This window comes from Specibacter sp. NPDC057265 (assembly GCF_042668835.1).
In the GTDB taxonomy this organism is placed as follows: Bacteria; Actinomycetota; Actinomycetes; order Actinomycetales; family Micrococcaceae; genus Specibacter.
Genome location: NZ_JBHUYE010000014.1, coordinates 43,647 through 58,657, shown reverse-complemented (window position 1 = coordinate 58,657; position 15,011 = coordinate 43,647). Strand labels below are relative to the sequence as shown.

Genomic DNA, 15,011 nt, shown 5'->3' with positions numbered 1-15,011 from the left:
ACCAGATCCCCCTCCGCGCCGTGCCCCACCGGGCCTGGCTCCGGGGAAGGTGAGCCAGGATCAATGACGCCGCGCGGCTGGAGATCTCATGCAAGACACAATATTTAGTTATGGTTTTCAGCTGATGCCTGGAAGGTCGGTTTCATCGGTTGCTGAAAATGCCGTCTCCTTGGCCTGCAGGTAGCTGTGCCATGCCGCCGCATCCCAGATTTCCGCCCGGCTGCCAGCACCAATGACCACCAATTCCTTCTCCAGGCCCGCATACTGCCGCAAGGTTGCCGGTATGGTCACCCTGCCCTGCTTGTCTGGAACCTCATCTGATGCTCCGGACAGGAAAATTCGAATGTAGTCCCTGGCCGCCATGTTCGATAACGGTGCATTTTGCATTTGCGCCAAAACCTTTTCGAACTCCCTGGCACTAAAGACATAAATGCAGTTCTCCTGGCCCTTGGTCAGGACCAGACCACTGGAAAGCTCCTCTCGAAACTTCGCGGGAAGAATGATCCTGCCCTTGTCATCCAGGCGCGGCGAGTGTGTTCCGAGAAACAACTCACACCGCCTCTATGGTCAAGACAGGGAGTAAACCACCCCACTGTGCCCTTATGCGCTCCACATTACTCCACAATCCTCCACCGTCAACTCAAATGACGGGTGTGTTGGCCTTCTGGGGCAAGTTCTGCCCCGTAATTACGCGGTTTTCCGGTGTGGCGTGCCGTGGAGGAAAAAAGTGGCACCATGCCCCTAAAAGTGCGTCGAATACGGCAAATCGGGCCCAATCGCCACCATTTTGGGCTTGGTGGGCCGCTGCAGGGGGCCAAGTGGAGGGTTTTGGCCGGGCCACCCCGGCGCCTGTCCGGGCAATAAAAAAGGGCCCTTCGGGGCCCTTTTTATAGCTGCCAGGCAGTCTTCACCACGCGGACAGCCTTGAGGCACAACGATGTGCCGCCTGCGCGCCTACTGTTCGCGGCGCCGCTCTTCCCACTTTTCTTCCAAATCACTCATAAAACCACTTTTTTGTTTCGTGCGGGTTCGGGAACCAGCCGTCTGGCCAGGCTGCGCGGCAACCCCTCGGCGGGGTTTGGAGGTGGCAATGTAGACACCGCCGCCCATGACCAGAAATCCTAGGATTCCCAGCGCCACCAGCTGCAGTGCAACACCACCTAAAAGGACCAGCAACCCGGCGATCATGACCAAGACACCAATGACCACATTGCGCGTGGAGACCGAACGTCCAGGCACCAGCGACAATGAACTGGCGAACTTGGGATCCTCGGCATGTAGTTGCTGTTCCAACTGATCCAGCAATTTCTGCTCATGCTCAGAGAGGGGCATGAGAACCTCCTTCAGGTCCGGGCCGTGGGCGCTTGTACTCGTATAACGACTTCGGCGTGCCAATGATTCCCATGGGCCAACTGCCAGAGCCGCCACAGGCGGGCGCTGGTAGGTCCTGACAGCAGCCAAAGTCGTCATTGAGTCAACTCCTTGTCACTAAGAATAGGCTTGATTCCGCCGATCTGAAACCCGTGTTTGCAATCCTGTGAAGACTAGGGGTCAAACTTTTTTTGCTGCCGGGCCTCGGCGGCCGGCTTCAACAGCCGGGCCGGGACAATTTTGGCGCTGCCAAAGCGTGCGGCTATGGCATCGCCGACCAGTTCAGCGGAGCGTGCATTGTTGTCCCGGGGATCCAGGGTGAACTGCATCGGGGCATCAGCCACCGAATCCAGGCGCTCCACACGGACCCCAATGAGCCGCACACTTTGCCTCCTTTGGCCCAGGCCTGCCAGCAAGGCCACGGCGCCAGAATATATTTGGGCGGCACTGTCGGTGCCGGCACTGAGGGCCTTGGAACGGGTGATGGTGGTGAAGTCGGCATACTTGATCTTCAGCGCCAAGGTGTGTCCGCTGAGCCCGGCGGCGCGCAAACGCCCCGCCACCTTATGTGAGAGGCGCAAAAGTTCCCGGGTGAGGACTTCGTCGTCGCCGGTGTCTTGGGCGAAGGTCTCCTCGGCCCCAATGCTCTTTTCCTGATGCACGCCGCTCACAGGCCGCGGATCGATGCCCCAGGAGAGCGCATGCAGGCTGGTGCCGGTGCTCCCCAAGGCCTTGTGCAGGACGGCCGGCGGCGTGGCCGCAACGTCGGCGACCGTGAAAATCCCCAGGCGCGCCAGGACGCCGCGGGTCTTTTCCCCCACCCCCCACAACGCCTCCACCGGCAGGGTGTGCAGGTACTCCACCGTGCGTTCCTTTTCAATCAGCAACATCCCATTGGGCTTGCACCGGGTGGATGCGACCTTGGCCACGAATTTGCTGGCGGCCAGCCCCACGGACGCCGTGATGCCAATCTCCGCGGCAATGCGCGACCGGATCAGGGCCCCGATCTCCAGTGGCGTGCCCAGGCGGCGCAGCGAGCCGCTGATGTCCAGGAAGGCCTCGTCAACGCTCAACTGTTCCACCGTGTCGGTAATGGAATTGAAGACGGCCATGATCTGTCCGGACACCTGCTGGTAGTCGGGGTGCCGGGGTGGAAGCACCACAGCACCGGGACACAGGCGCAGGGCCGTGACCATGGGCATCGCCGACCGCACTCCCAGGGCGCGCGCCTCGTAGGATGCGGAGAGCACCACCGAGCGGCCCTCGGGCTGGCCCACAATGACTTTTTTGCCGCGCAGATCGGGCCTGCGGCGCAGCTCAACGGAGACATAAAAGGCATCCATGTCCACGTGCATCACCGTGCAGCCGCTTTGATCCGGCGCCTGCTGCGACGTTTGCTCCACTCTCACCCTTCCAGTCTAGTGAGCGCCGCAGACAAGCACCGCGTGCGCTGCCGCTGGCGCGGACCCCAGTGGGTAAACTGATCAAGATGCCACAGCACCGGCACCAAACCCTAAGGACCGCCATGACCCACCCTTCATCCCGTCCCGGCTCGAATGCAATGGCACTGCGCAGGGCCCTGGCGGCCCTGGCCATCACGGCCGCCGCGGTCTGCACCTCCGCCTGCTCGGCTGCTGGACCGGCGCAGAATCCGGCCACGGGCACTTCCACACAGGAATCGTCCGCGGCACCGCCCACCGCATCGGGCTCCGTCAGCGCCCAACCGCCGGCAGGCTCCCCGGCGGCGACGGCGGAGGCGACGGCTGAGGTGACGGCCACCGCCACGACACAACCGACTGCGCAAACCGCGGTGGGCAGCTTGGTGGAAGGCTTTCCCGTGGCCAGCGTGCCGCTGATGGAAAAAGCCCGGATACAGGTCTCCAGCACTGAACGTGCAGGTGCCCTCTCGCAGGCTGCCGTGACAGCGAGCATCACTGCCAGCAGCGCCGAAGTGCTGGCCCACTACACCAAGGTCTTTGCCGGCCAGGGGTTCACGGCGCAGCCCGGCGAGGCAGTGGACGGGGTGCCGCTGAAAACGTTCGTCCGAAGCGGGGGCCGGGAACTCGCCACCGTTTCGGTCAGCCAGGATGCCGGAACGGCCACCTTCACCGTGGGCGTCACCCTTTTGCAGGCGGCCTTTAAATAACGCGCCAACATAACGCGCTGCTGCCAAAACCCGAAATTTCCCTTCCCGCCCCAGCCCACAGCAAGGACCCCTGCCGCATGAATTCCACGCCCTCCCCCAGCAGCGCCGACCAAGACGTGGAAGGTGCTGACTTTGTAGCAGCCGTCGCCATGGAGCTGGAGAGCTTTCTGGCGGAGAAACGTGCGCTTTTGGAGCGCGTCTCCCCGGCTTCCCTGGTCCTGCTGGATTCCATCCAAACCTTGGCCACCGGCGGCAAGCGCATGCGGGCGCTGCTGTGTTATTGGGGTTGGCGGGGCGCCGGGGGCGCAGCCGGGGGCGCAGCCGGGGCCGGCACCATTGTGCAGGCAGGTGCCGCCCTGGAACTTTTTCAAACGGCGGCTCTGATACACGACGACATCATTGACCGCTCGGACACCCGCCGCGGACGGCCCAGCGTCCACCGCCAGTTCACCACCTTGCATCAGAGCAGTTCCTGGGCCCTGGACGGGGAACGTTTTGGCCACGCCGCTGCCATCCTGGCCGGGGACCTGTGCCTGTCGCTGAGCGAGGAAATGTTTGCCCGCATTGGTGCCGGCGCCCACAGCACCGCCCGCGAGGTGTTCAATGTGATGCGCGCAGAGGTCATGGCGGGGCAGTACCTGGACATACTGGAGGAAGTCGCCGGCCCTTCCCAGCCTCATGGGACGGCTGTGGCGAGGGCATCGGCGATCATCCGCTACAAGTCGGCGAAGTATTCCTCCGAGCATCCCCTGGTGTTGGGCGGCGCCTTGGCGGGGGCCGACGGGGCCTTGCTCGAGGGCTACAGCGCCTTTGCGCTGCCGCTGGGCGAGGCCTTTCAACTCCGCGATGACATCCTGGGGGTCTTTGGGAATCCGGCCACGACCGGCAAGCCCGCCGGGGATGACCTGCGCGAGGGCAAGCGCACGGTGCTGATAGGCCTGACCATGGAGTGTGCCAAGGAGGCCGACCGCAGCTTTGTGCATGAAAACCTGGGCCGCGAAGATTTGTCCGACGGCGAGGTGGAACGTTTTCGTGCCATCCTCACAGACTCCGGCGCGCTGGCCCGGGCGGAGGAAATGATAGCGGTGCTGCGCGCCCAGGCATTCGAGGCACTGGAGCGGCTCCCCCTCGGTGCCGCCACCGCCAACGCACTGGCAGCATTGGGCGAGGCGGCCATTTCCCGCTCGGCCTAGACCAAAACGGCAGTCCCCGGCGCGCAATGCGCCGGGGCCTGCCGTTTCAGCACTGCCGTTTCAGCACTGCCGCTTGCAGCGCTGCCCGCGGGTTCTTACCAGCCCAAAGCTCCGGCGCGGCGGCGAATTTCCGTTTTGCGTCCGGCAATCAAGGCATCCACCGGGCGTCCGGGCAGGGACTCGTCGGGCGTGTACAGCCACTGGATGGCTTCTTCATCGTTAAAGCCGGCGTCGCGAAGCACCGTAATGGTTCCGCGCAGGCTGTCCAGAATGTGGTCCCCGGCAATGAACTCCGCCGGAACCGCCCTGATGTTCCGTTCGCCGATGCGGGCCGAGAGCAGGCTGCCGTCCTTCACCAGGGCGTGGACCCTGGTGATGGGCAGCTGCAGCATTTCAGCGACGTCGGGCAGGGGCAACCACGTATTGACTACTGTTTCAACATTACTCACCCTCAAAGGTTCCCACATTTTGACCCGCAGGGTGCAAATTTATGACCGCGCACAGCCCGTGGGCATCCACTCTGCCTGGCATTTAGTGTAAATTCGCTTCTAATCAGCTTGGCAAAACCACGCGCACTGGTTTTGATCCGCAAAATACAAGACCCTAAGGTATTCGCCTATGACTCCCCCGCGTTCTTCGACGTCCAACAGCAAGCAGCTGGCAGCCGTTGCCACGGCGGCCATCCCCGTGGTCATGCTTTCTTCCTTGGCCATGGCTGGAACGGCCACGGCCGCGCCGATGCAGGCCGAACCCCTGTCCCACGGCAACCACGGGACCCTTGACGGGAAGAAAATGCTCGCCGCCGTACAGGCCCGCACCAGCGGCAAGAGCATTTCCTCGACCATGGTTGCCAGCACCATGCCCAAGGCGGTGTCCACCCTGAAGGCCGCCACCATCACCGCAGCCGCCACGCATACCGTCGAAGCGGGCGAGACCCTTTCCGGCATTGCCGTTTCCCACGGCGTATCGCTGGGTTCCCTGCTCTCAGGCAACGGCCTCTCAGCGGAGGACCTCATTCAGCCCGGCCAGGTCCTGGCTGTTTCCGGGTCATCAACACCCGGCAGCTCCACCAGCCCGAAAGCGGCAGGAAAGGCCCACATTGTCAGTTCCGGCGAGACCCTCAGCGCGATTGCCGCCGAGCACGGTGTAAGCCTGGCTGAGCTTTTCTCCCTCAACCAGATGGGCCAGGACACGGTGATCCATCCGGGCCAGTCCATCAAGATCAGTGCCGCCGCGCAGGAATCCCGGAATGCACCCGCGGCTGCGCCACAGCCGGCCGGCAGCTATGTCATCAAGGCCGGTGACACCCTGTCCTCCATTGCGGCCGAACACAATGTCCAGCTTTCGGCGCTTGCGGCCGCGAACGGCACCAGCGTCAACGGGACCATCTATGCCGGCAAGAGCCTCGCCATCCCCGGCGTCGCCGCCGCCTCCAGCGACATCGTGCCGATTGAACCCGGCGCGCCGGCTCCGGCCCAGCTGCCCGCCGATCAGCAGGTTCCCAACACCTTCCTGCACTACACCTACCCCGATGCCGTGGTCAACGACGCCAACCGCAACAAGGCAGCCCTGCTGGCTGCCCCCGCACCGACGCGGGGGCAGATGCAGGAGATGGTGGCCGGCACCGCGGCAGCCATGGGCGTGGATCCGGCGCTCGCCCTGGCTTTTGCCGAACAGGAATCGAGTTTCAACCACCAGTCGGTCTCCCCCGCCAATGCCATCGGCACCATGCAGGTCATTCCCGACGCCGGCGAATGGGCCTCAGGGCTGGTGGGCCGGCAGTTGAACCTGCTGGACCCGCAGGACAATGTCACGGCCGGGGTGGCCATCATCCGCGCCCTGCACGCAGGCGCAGCCACCGAGGAGGAAGCCATTGCCGGCTACTACCAGGGCCAATATTCCGTCAGCGTCCACGGCCTTTTCCCGGATTCGGTGAATTACGTGGCGGGCATCAAGGCCAAGCGGGAGCTGTACCGCTAGGCCCCACCCGGGATGGCAAATTCCAAGAAAGGGACCGCCGGCACGGTGTTGCTGGCGGTCCCTTCGCCGTTGGCCTCCTAAGCTGGAGGAGTGCAAGAACAACCAGCCGATCCCCTGATTGGGTCCACGCTTGACGGCCGCTACCTGGTGCTCTCCAAGGTGGCGCACGGCGGCATGTCCACAGTCTATTTAGCCAACGACCAGCGGCTGGGGCGCAACATCGCCTTGAAAATGCTGCGCCCGCACCTGGCTGCCGACGACGGGTTCGTGGCCCGGCTGCAACGCGAGGCACAAAGCGCCGCCAGCCTTTCGCACCCCCACGTGGTCCAGATCCATGACCACGCCGCCGGCCCCGACCATGCTTATCTGGTCTTTGAATTCATTGACGGCTACACCCTGCGTGATGTCATTGACGGCAATGGCGCCCTGAGCCCGCGCCAGGCACTTGACCTCCTGGATCCTGTGGTGGAGGGCCTGGCGGCGGCCCACCACGCCGGTCTGGTGCACCGGGACGTCAAACCTGAGAATGTTTTGATCTCCCATCAGGGCTGGGTGAAGATTGGCGACTTCGGGCTCTCCCGGGCGGTGACCACATCCACCAACACCAGCACCCTGCTGGGCACGGTGGGCTACATTGCCCCGGAACTGGCGCAGGGCCAGGGCGGGGACGCCCGCAGCGACATATACTCCGCCGGCATCATGTTGTATGAACTTTTGACCGGTCAGCAGCCCTTCCGTAATGAAATGCCCGTGGCAGTGGTCATGGCGCACATCCGCGATGACGTGCCGGCCCCGTCCTTGGCCGTCCCCGGGTTGCCACCTGTGATGGATGAACTGGTGCGCTACATGACGGAGAAGGATCCCGACCACCGTCCCGCCAATGGGGCCGCGCTGCTGGAGGACCTGCGGCACATCCGGCAGACCCTCAGCCCCGGCGAACTTGATTTTGGTGCCCCCTTCGGAAAGGCGCCGCTGGCGGCCCCCGGTGCCGCCAGAAAAGCCGTGGAACGGGCAGGGACGGCCATACTGGCCCAGGGCGGCAGCTTCCATGGCGAACTTGGCAGCGCCCCGGACCACGCCCCGGCGGAGCACCACACCCAGGCGCCCCCCTTCGCCCGTTCAGCTGCGCCGACCACGGACGAAGCGGACGCCACCAGCGTCATTGCCGCGCCCCGGTTCCCCACCTCCGTGCTCCCGGCCGGCACAGGGCTGTACGCGGAGGATCCCCACGCACCGGGGACGGGTCCTGTGCCGGTGAAAACGAGCCGGCGCCGCACTTCGGCGCAGGCCAAGGCCCGCGCCAGGGAGGCTGCCACGCCCCGGACCACGCTGGGACCGGCCAAGCCGCGCCGCCGGGCGCTGCTGTGGATTGCCCTGGTCATGGTGCTGGTCGCCGCCGTTGCGGCAGCAGGCTGGTTCCTCGCCCTGGGGCCGGGCGCCTTGGCCACCGTGCCCGACGTCCACAACAAAAGCATCCCCCAGGCCCAGGAGGCCCTGCTCGCGGCAGGCTTTGAAACCGTCCCCACGGCGGAAATTTTTGATGAAAAGGTGGCCGCGGGTTTGGTGGTCGCCACCGACCCCAATGCCGGGGCATCCGTGCGCAGGTTCAACTCCATCCTGCTCCAGGTCTCCCGCGGACCGGTGTTGTACCAAGTTCCGGACCTGACCGGAAAAACCCTGCCGGAGGCCCAGCAGGACCTTGCCGACGCCACCTTGGCGGTGGGCAAGGTCAGCGAAGCGTTTAACGAGTTGGTTCCGGCCGGCACCGTGATCAGCCAGGATCCGCAGGCGGGCAAGGAATTCCGGGCCAACAGCAAAATCACGCTGAACGTGTCCAAGGGCCCCCGCCCCATCCCCGTTCCCGCCGTCACGGGCCTGACCGAGTCCGCTGCAATCGCCGCTTTGAAGGAGGCGGGCCTGGTGGGGGCCATCGCACCGGAGCAGGTCAACAGCGCCACCGTGGCTGCAGGGCTGGTCCTCACCCAGTCCCCCGCCAGCGGTGAGCTGAAAGCAGGGGAAAAAGTGACCCTGACACTCTCCAAGGGACCCAAAATGATCCCGGTTCCGGACCTGGTGGGCAAGCAGGCAGCGGCGGCCCGGAGCGAGCTGGAGGCCCTGGGCTTTAAGGTCGCGGTGGAAAACCTGCTCGGCGGCTTCTTTGGCACCGTCCGTTTCCAAGACCCCCAGGGCGGCTCCGCCCCGGAAGGCAGCACCATCACGCTCAGGGTCATCTAAACTGCGGCAGCCGGACTTCAGCAGGAAACAACGACGCCGGCGCCGCACCCTGTGATCAAGGTGCGGCGCCGGCGTCGGCCGTCTCCTAAAAAATCCCTACTTGGACTTGCGCAGGGCCTCGGAGACCAGGAAGGCCATTTCCAAGGACTGTTTGTGGTTCAGGCGGGGGTCGCAGACGGACTCGTAACCGGTCAAAAACGCCTCCTGGTCAATGGGGTCCGCGCCGCCCAGGCACTCGGCAACGTCGTCGCCCGTCATTTCCACGTGCAGCCCGCCCGGGAAGGTCCCCAGCGACTGGTGCACTTCGAAGAAGCCGCGGACCTCGTCAATGACATCGTCAAAGTTGCGGGTCTTGTAACCATTCGGGGACGTCACCGTGTTGCCGTGCATCGGGTCGGTGACCCACAGCACCTTGGCACCGGAGGCCGTGACCTTCTCCACCAGCTGGGGCAGCTTTTCACGGATGTTGTTCGCGCCCATGCGGGTGATGAAGGTCAGGCGCCCGGGCTCGCGGTTCGGGTCCAGCTTCTCAATCAGTGCCAGCGCATCATCGGCACTGGTGGTGGGTCCCAGCTTCACGCCAATCGGGTTGCGGACCCGGGACAGGAAGTCCACATGAGCCTGGTCCAGATCGCGGGTGCGCTCGCCAATCCACAAAAAGTGCGCCGAGGTGTCGTACGGCAGGCCGGTGCGCGAATCGATGCGGGTCAGGGCACGCTCGTAATCCAGCAGCAGGGCCTCGTGGCTGGCAAAGAACTCCACCGTCTTCAGCGCATCAAAGTCCGCACCGCAGGAGGCCATGAACTTGATGGCGCTGTCGATGTCCTGCGCCAGACGCTCGTAGCGGCTGTGGGCCGGATTGGAGGTGAAACCCTTGTTCCATTCGTGGACGCTGCGCAGATCGGCGAAGCCGCCCTGCGTGAAGGCCCGGATCAAATTCAAGGTCGACGCCGAGGTGTGGTACGCCTTGAGCATGCGGGCGGGGTCGTGCCGGCGGGACTCGGGCGTGAAGTCGTAACCGTTGACAATGTCCCCCCGGTACGCCGGCAGGGTCACGCCGTCGCGCGTTTCATCATTGGACGAGCGCGGCTTGGCGAACTGTCCCGCCATGCGGCCCATCTTGATCACGGGCAGCTGCGCGCCATAGGTCAACACCACAGCCATCTGCAGGATCGTCTTGACCCGGGCACTGATCTTGTCAGCCGTGGCTGCTTCGAAGGTTTCAGCGCAGTCACCGCCTTGGAGCAGGAAAGCCTCGCCCTGGGCGGCTTGGGCCAGACGGGAGCGCAGCACATCCACTTCGCCGGCGAAAACCAGCGGCGGCATGGTGGACAGTTCCTTCACCGTGGGGGCAAAGGACGGGGCATCACTCCAGGTGGGCTGCTGGGCAATGGGCAAGCCGCGCCAGTCATCCAGGCCGGGATAAACCGCCGCACCCGGGACGGGAAGGGCCGGGGTGGCAGCGTCTGCATCATAAGTTAGTTCAGTCACCCATCAAGCGTAGTCCCGAAAACCCCATCGGCGGCAACCGGTCCGTTCCGTGAGATGCCGAGGATGGTTCCGCCCCGCAGGGCCCCGCCGTTGCAGCTGCTGCGGCTGCCCCCGGGCGCAGGCGCGCCAAGTGGCTCAGGGCCTGCCGGACCGGCGTGGTTTGAGGGCTGGTGCGGGACCGTGTCCTTCTGCCGCCGCCGGGTGCGCTTCGTGCACGGACGCCCCGGTGGGCAGCGGGGTGTCCTGGGTTGGTGCGGTTTTGCCGCCCACGATGCTGATGGTCCCCGGCGCCAGCGGTGCGGGGGGCTCAATGCGCACTGCGTCATGCGCGCTTGCCTGGGGCTGCTGCGCGGCGGGGCGCTGGGCGGCGGCGTCGGCCTTTGTCGATTTGGCGGCCTTTTCCGCAGCGAGTTTTTCCTTCACCGTGGAGGCGTAGGAGTCCACATACTCCTGGCCGGAGATCCGCATGAGCTCATACATGATTTCATCCGTGACCGAGCGCTGCACAAAGCGGTCTTCGGCCATGCCCTGATAGCGGCTGAAGTCCATGGGTTCGCCAAAGATGATGCCCAGGCGGCGGATGCTGGGAATGCGGCGCCCAATGGGCTGGACCTTGTCCGTGCCGATCATGGCCACGGGAATGACGGGGACATTGGCTGTGAGCACCAATTTGGCCACCCCCACCTTTCCCCGGTACAGACGTCCGTCGGGACTGCGGGTGCCTTCGGGATAGATGCCCAGCAGCCCCCCGGCTTTGAGGACCTCCACGCCGGTGCTCAGCGAATTGGCCGAGGCCGCCCCGCCCGAACGGTCCATGGGCAGCTGGTTCGTCAGGCGAAAGAACGCGGCCGTGAGCCGGCCCTTGAGGCCTTTGCCGGTGAAGTAGTCGCTTTTGGCAAGAAACACCACCGGCCGCGGCACCATCAGGGGCATGAAGATGGAGTCAGAGAACGACAGGTGGTTGCTGGCCAAGACCGCCGGCCCGTCCACGGGCAGGTTGTCCAATCCCTTGGTCCACGGACGGAACAGCACCTTCAGGACGGGACCGAGAAAAAAATTCTTGAGCACCCAATAAATCACGGCGGTCTGCCTCCTCCGGTGCTGCCGCAGTGGCGGCGAACTCCCTGTTGTTGCGGTACCCCGCTGTGGACTTAACAACAGTAGTCTAGTGAAGGAGCGGCTGAAACTACGCTGGCGTCACCAGTTCCGGTGTTTTTTACTCCCGCCCTTCCCCGTGTTGCATGCTCCAGAGAGGCTCTGCCATGACTGAATCGTTCCGTTCCCTTGGCCATGGCGGGCTGGCGCGCACCGGAGTGGTGGTGTGCCATGGTTTCACCGGTTCCCCCGTCAGCGTCCAAGGCTGGAGTGAAGCCTTCGCCGCGGCCGGTTTCGCCGTGAACATGCCGCTGCTGGCAGGTCACGGCACCAGCTGGCAGGAACTTGCCAAAACACCTTGGCAGCACTGGTACCGGGATCTGGAAAAGGCGTATTTGGACCTGGTCAGCCGCTGCGACGCGGTCTTTGTGGCAGGCCTGTCCATGGGTGGGGCCCTGGCGCTGCGCCTGGCGGCCCAGCACCCGGTGGCGGGACTGGCCCTGGTGAACCCCGGCCTGACCTTTGCCGACAGGCGCGCCAAATACGCCGGACTGCTTAAATACGCCCTGCAAAGTGTGCCGGCCATAGGCAATGACGTGAAGAAGGAAGGGATTTTGGAAGGGGCCTACAGCCGCACCCCCGTCGCGGCCGTGCATCAACTCGCGCAACTGTTCACCGACACCACGGCCCTGCTGCCCCAGGTCACCGCGCCAGTGCTGATCTTTCGTTCCACCGTGGACCATGTGGTTCCGGACTCCAGCATCGATGTGCTGCGAAAGCGCATTGGCAGTGCCCATGTGGAGCTCACAGCGCTTGAAAACAGCTATCACGTGGCCACCCTGGACCACGATGCCCCCCAGATTTTCTCCGAATCCATTGCATTTTTCCAAAGGACACTCCATGGGCTTTAATCCAGGCGCTGAACCCCGCTCCTCCAGCGGCGATGACGAGCAGACGTGGCGGGAACTGGTGGCCCGGCTCGAGGCTGCCGATCAGGGCGGGACGGGCCAGGAGGGCGAAGGAACTGCCCCGCCCTCCGCCGCAGCATCCCCGCCCGGCTTTGATGCAGGTGCTGCGCCCAAGGGCGTGGCTGATTTTGATCCGCTGGGGGTGTGGCAGCAGCACGGGGACCCTGCCCCCCGGGAGCTTTCCGCCCACAGCCGGTCCAATGCCGCCGGGCCCGGGCCACGCGACCATGAGCCGGCCGAAGGGGACGATGAGCGCTTTGTGCCCGCGGAACCCCCGCGCTTGAGCAACGCCGATCCAGCCGTTCTGCTTTCCTGGTTCGGTGCCGCGGGAGGGCCGCTGTTCCTGGTCTTCGCCGCAATGTTCTGGCGCAGCATCCCGCTGCTGGTCACCATTGCCGTCATCATGGCCTTTCTGTCGGGAACCGGCTACCTGCTTTCCCGCCTGCCCAAGCACCGGGACCATGACGGCGGTGATGGCGCGGTGGTCTAGGGCGCGGCACTGCGCGTCCGTGGCGCGCAAGGGCCGCCACGGGTGCGAAAGTGGGCCAGCTAACATAAACTTCGCCCCGGGGCGGCTTTTGTCCGCCCCGCTGCGTGGTTGCCAGCTAGAGTGAAGCAACAGGTTCTCAGGCCCGCATATCAAAGGAGCTACAGTGCAAGAGATGTCCGTTCCGGCCAAGGTGATCAGCCCCCGGACCATGAACACCACCGATTTTGTGCTCCGCCAAGCAAAGCTGGACGCCAACCCGGCCCTTTTTTCCAAACGCAACGCCGACAATGTCTGGATTGATGTTTCGGCCAAGGAATTCCATGCTGACGTCAGCGCCCTTGCCAAGGGCCTGATTGCTTCGGGAATCGGCGTGGGCGACCGGGTGGGCATTATGGCCCGCACCCGTTATGAGTGGGTCCTGGTGGACTTTGCCATTTGGTTTGCCGGCGCCGTCTCGGTGCCGATCTATGAGACCTCCTCCCCCTCGCAGGTGGCATGGAACCTGGGCGATTCGGCGGCCGTGGCCGTCTTTGCGGAGACTGCAGCGCACGAAAACATTGTGCGCCAGGCCGCCCACAATGAGGATCTTGGTTCCCTGGCGCACGTGTGGCAGTTGGAAGGTGACGGCCTGGACGAGCTGCGCGAGGCGGGCCGGGATGTCAGTGACGCCGCCTTGGAAAGCGCACGCACCGCCAATGGCCTCGATGACCTGGCCACGATCATCTACACCTCAGGCACCACGGGCCGCCCCAAGGGCTGCATGCTCACGCACCACAACTTTGTTGAACTCAGCGAAAACGCCTACGCCGTTCTAGGCTCCACGGTGCTGGCTCCGGGAGCCGCAACCATCATGTTTCTGCCCCTGGCGCATGTTTTTGCCCGCTACATCTCCGTCCTGGCCGTGGCCGGCGGGGCCAAGGTGGGGCACACCCCGGACATCAAGAACCTCCTGGTTGACCTGCAGAGCTTCAAGCCCTCCTTCATTCTGGCCGTGCCCCGCGTCTTTGAGAAGGTCTACAACTCCGCTGCCCTGAAAGCCGAGTCGGAAGGCAAGGGCAGGATTTTCGCGGCGGCCGCCAAAACCGCCATTGACTACTCCCGGGCCATTCAGGACGGCCGCGCAGGACTTGGGCTGCGGGCCCGCCACCTGGTCTTCGACAAGCTGGTCTACGGCAAACTGCGTGCAGCCATGGGAGGCCAGGTACGCCATGCCGTTTCCGGCGGAGGGCCGTTGGGTGAACGGCTGGGGCACTTCTTCCAAGGCATTGGCCTGCAGATTCTGGAAGGCTACGGCTTGACCGAGACCACAGCCCCCATCACCGTCAACCGGCCCGAGCGCATTAAAATCGGCACCGTGGGCGCACCCCTTCCCGGCAATGCCGTCAAAATCGCCGCTGACGGGGAAATCCTGGCCAAGGGCGTGTGCGTCATGAAGGGCTACTTTGGGCGTGAGGACCTCACGGCAGACACCTTCATCGATGGCTGGTTCCGCACCGGTGACATTGGTGAACTGGATGAGCAGGGCTTCTTGAAAATCACCGGCCGCAAGAAGGAAATCATTGTCACGTCCGGCGGCAAAAACGTGGTCCCGGCCCTGCTGGAGGATCAAATCCGTGCCGATGCCATTGTTTCCCAGTGCGTGGTCCTGGGCGATCAGCGCCCCTTCATTGCCGCCCTCATCACGGTTGATGAAGAAGCCCTGGGCCAGTGGGGCAGGGCCCATGGCCTTCCTGCGGGCATCAGCGTGGCCGAGGCGGCCGTGCACCCCACGGTGGTGGCGGCCGTGCAGGCGGCAGTCGACAGGGCCAATGCCAGTGTTTCCGGTGCCGAGGCCATCAAACAGTTCCGCATTGTTGACACTGACTTCACGGAAAGCTCCGGACACCTGACACCTTCCATGAAGGTCAAGCGTGCCCAGGTCATGAAGGACTTCGAGACAGTGGTGGAGGACCTTTACGCCACGCCCAAGTCCAGCTGACCACCACCGACCGGCCCTTCCGCACAGGCAGGCCCTTCGCAGCTGCGTGATTCTTCGCGGCTGG

Annotated in this window: 13 protein-coding genes; 7 read left to right on the top strand and 6 right to left on the bottom strand. The window is 64.4% G+C overall.

Annotation, left to right across the window (positions count from 1 at the left end; all coding sequences use genetic code 11):
- Positions 1–117: 117 nt before the first annotated feature.
- The 3 genes from mraZ to dinB all read right to left on the bottom strand — a co-directional run bounded on the left by mraZ (position 118) and on the right by dinB (position 2,780).
- Entirely contained in the window at positions 118–549 is a 432-nt protein-coding gene (gene mraZ / locus ACFUCV_RS10960) for a division/cell wall cluster transcriptional repressor MraZ (RefSeq protein WP_380815521.1), read from the bottom strand.
- Positions 550–954: 405 nt separating this feature from the next.
- Complete coding sequence (locus ACFUCV_RS10955) at positions 955–1,332, bottom strand: DUF3040 domain-containing protein (RefSeq protein ID WP_380815519.1); 378 nt, start codon at positions 1,330–1,332, stop codon at positions 955–957.
- A 212-nt stretch (positions 1,333–1,544) separates the two neighbouring features.
- The gene (gene dinB, locus ACFUCV_RS10950; RefSeq protein WP_380815518.1) at positions 1,545–2,780 is read right to left on the bottom strand and encodes a DNA polymerase IV; all 1,236 of its coding nucleotides are present in this window, start codon (positions 2,778–2,780) and stop codon (positions 1,545–1,547) included.
- A gap of 116 nt (positions 2,781–2,896) precedes the next feature.
- On the opposite strand from dinB, the gene ACFUCV_RS10945 reads away from it, so the two are divergent.
- Both ACFUCV_RS10945 and ACFUCV_RS10940 read left to right on the top strand, forming a co-directional pair.
- Positions 2,897–3,517, top strand: coding sequence for a hypothetical protein (locus ACFUCV_RS10945; protein WP_380815516.1), 621 nt, complete (start codon positions 2,897–2,899; stop codon positions 3,515–3,517).
- Positions 3,518–3,594: 77 nt separating this feature from the next.
- Complete coding sequence (locus ACFUCV_RS10940; protein ID WP_380815514.1) at positions 3,595–4,710, top strand: polyprenyl synthetase family protein; 1,116 nt, start codon at positions 3,595–3,597, stop codon at positions 4,708–4,710.
- A gap of 95 nt (positions 4,711–4,805) precedes the next feature.
- Here ACFUCV_RS10940 and ACFUCV_RS10935 read toward each other — a convergent pair whose 3' ends face one another.
- On the bottom strand, positions 4,806–5,159 hold the full coding sequence (locus tag ACFUCV_RS10935) for an Rv2175c family DNA-binding protein (RefSeq protein WP_380815512.1): 354 nt from the start codon (positions 5,157–5,159) through the stop codon (positions 4,806–4,808).
- 169 nt (positions 5,160–5,328) lie between these two features.
- Here ACFUCV_RS10935 and ACFUCV_RS10930 point away from each other — a divergent pair, with 169 nt between their 5' ends.
- Positions 5,329–6,690: a LysM peptidoglycan-binding domain-containing protein gene (locus ACFUCV_RS10930; protein WP_380815509.1), complete on the top strand. Its 1,362-nt coding sequence runs from the start codon at positions 5,329–5,331 to the stop codon at positions 6,688–6,690.
- Between the two features lie 90 nt (positions 6,691–6,780).
- Positions 6,781–8,925: a PASTA domain-containing protein gene (locus ACFUCV_RS10925; RefSeq protein WP_380815507.1), complete on the top strand. Its 2,145-nt coding sequence runs from the start codon at positions 6,781–6,783 to the stop codon at positions 8,923–8,925.
- A gap of 96 nt (positions 8,926–9,021) precedes the next feature.
- Here ACFUCV_RS10925 and ACFUCV_RS10920 read toward each other — a convergent pair whose 3' ends face one another.
- Positions 9,022–10,416, bottom strand: coding sequence for a class II 3-deoxy-7-phosphoheptulonate synthase (locus ACFUCV_RS10920; protein ID WP_380815505.1), 1,395 nt, complete (start codon positions 10,414–10,416; stop codon positions 9,022–9,024).
- Positions 10,417–10,551: 135 nt separating this feature from the next.
- Positions 10,552–11,496, bottom strand: coding sequence for a lysophospholipid acyltransferase family protein (locus ACFUCV_RS10915; RefSeq protein ID WP_380815502.1), 945 nt, complete (start codon positions 11,494–11,496; stop codon positions 10,552–10,554).
- Between the two features lie 182 nt (positions 11,497–11,678).
- Here ACFUCV_RS10915 and ACFUCV_RS10910 point away from each other — a divergent pair, with 182 nt between their 5' ends.
- The 3 genes from ACFUCV_RS10910 (at position 11,679) to ACFUCV_RS10900 (ending at position 14,947) form a co-directional block, all read left to right on the top strand.
- On the top strand, positions 11,679–12,422 hold the full coding sequence (locus tag ACFUCV_RS10910; protein WP_380815500.1) for an alpha/beta hydrolase: 744 nt from the start codon (positions 11,679–11,681) through the stop codon (positions 12,420–12,422).
- Positions 12,412–12,969 carry a hypothetical protein gene (locus ACFUCV_RS10905; protein ID WP_380815497.1) on the top strand — a complete coding sequence of 186 codons (558 nt, stop codon included), beginning with the start codon at positions 12,412–12,414 and terminating at the stop codon, positions 12,967–12,969. Before ACFUCV_RS10910 ends, ACFUCV_RS10905 begins: the two co-directional genes overlap by 11 nt.
- Before the next feature lie 163 nt (positions 12,970–13,132).
- Complete coding sequence (locus tag ACFUCV_RS10900) at positions 13,133–14,947, top strand: AMP-dependent synthetase/ligase (protein WP_380815495.1); 1,815 nt, start codon at positions 13,133–13,135, stop codon at positions 14,945–14,947.
- Positions 14,948–15,011: the final 64 nt, after the last annotated feature.

Excerpts from the sequence above, each read along its gene's own strand:
- ACFUCV_RS10955 (WP_380815519.1), bottom strand. The coding sequence starts at position 1,332 with ATGCCCCTCTCTGAGCATGAGCAGAAATTGCTGGATCAGTTGGAACAG.
- ACFUCV_RS10945 (WP_380815516.1), top strand. The coding sequence starts at position 2,897 with ATGACCCACCCTTCATCCCGTCCCGGCTCGAATGCAATGGCACTGCGC.
- ACFUCV_RS10940 (WP_380815514.1), top strand. The coding sequence starts at position 3,595 with ATGAATTCCACGCCCTCCCCCAGCAGCGCCGACCAAGACGTGGAAGGT.
- ACFUCV_RS10930 (WP_380815509.1), top strand. The coding sequence starts at position 5,329 with ATGACTCCCCCGCGTTCTTCGACGTCCAACAGCAAGCAGCTGGCAGCC.
- ACFUCV_RS10910 (WP_380815500.1), top strand. The coding sequence starts at position 11,679 with ATGACTGAATCGTTCCGTTCCCTTGGCCATGGCGGGCTGGCGCGCACC.
- ACFUCV_RS10905 (WP_380815497.1), top strand. The coding sequence starts at position 12,412 with ATGGGCTTTAATCCAGGCGCTGAACCCCGCTCCTCCAGCGGCGATGAC.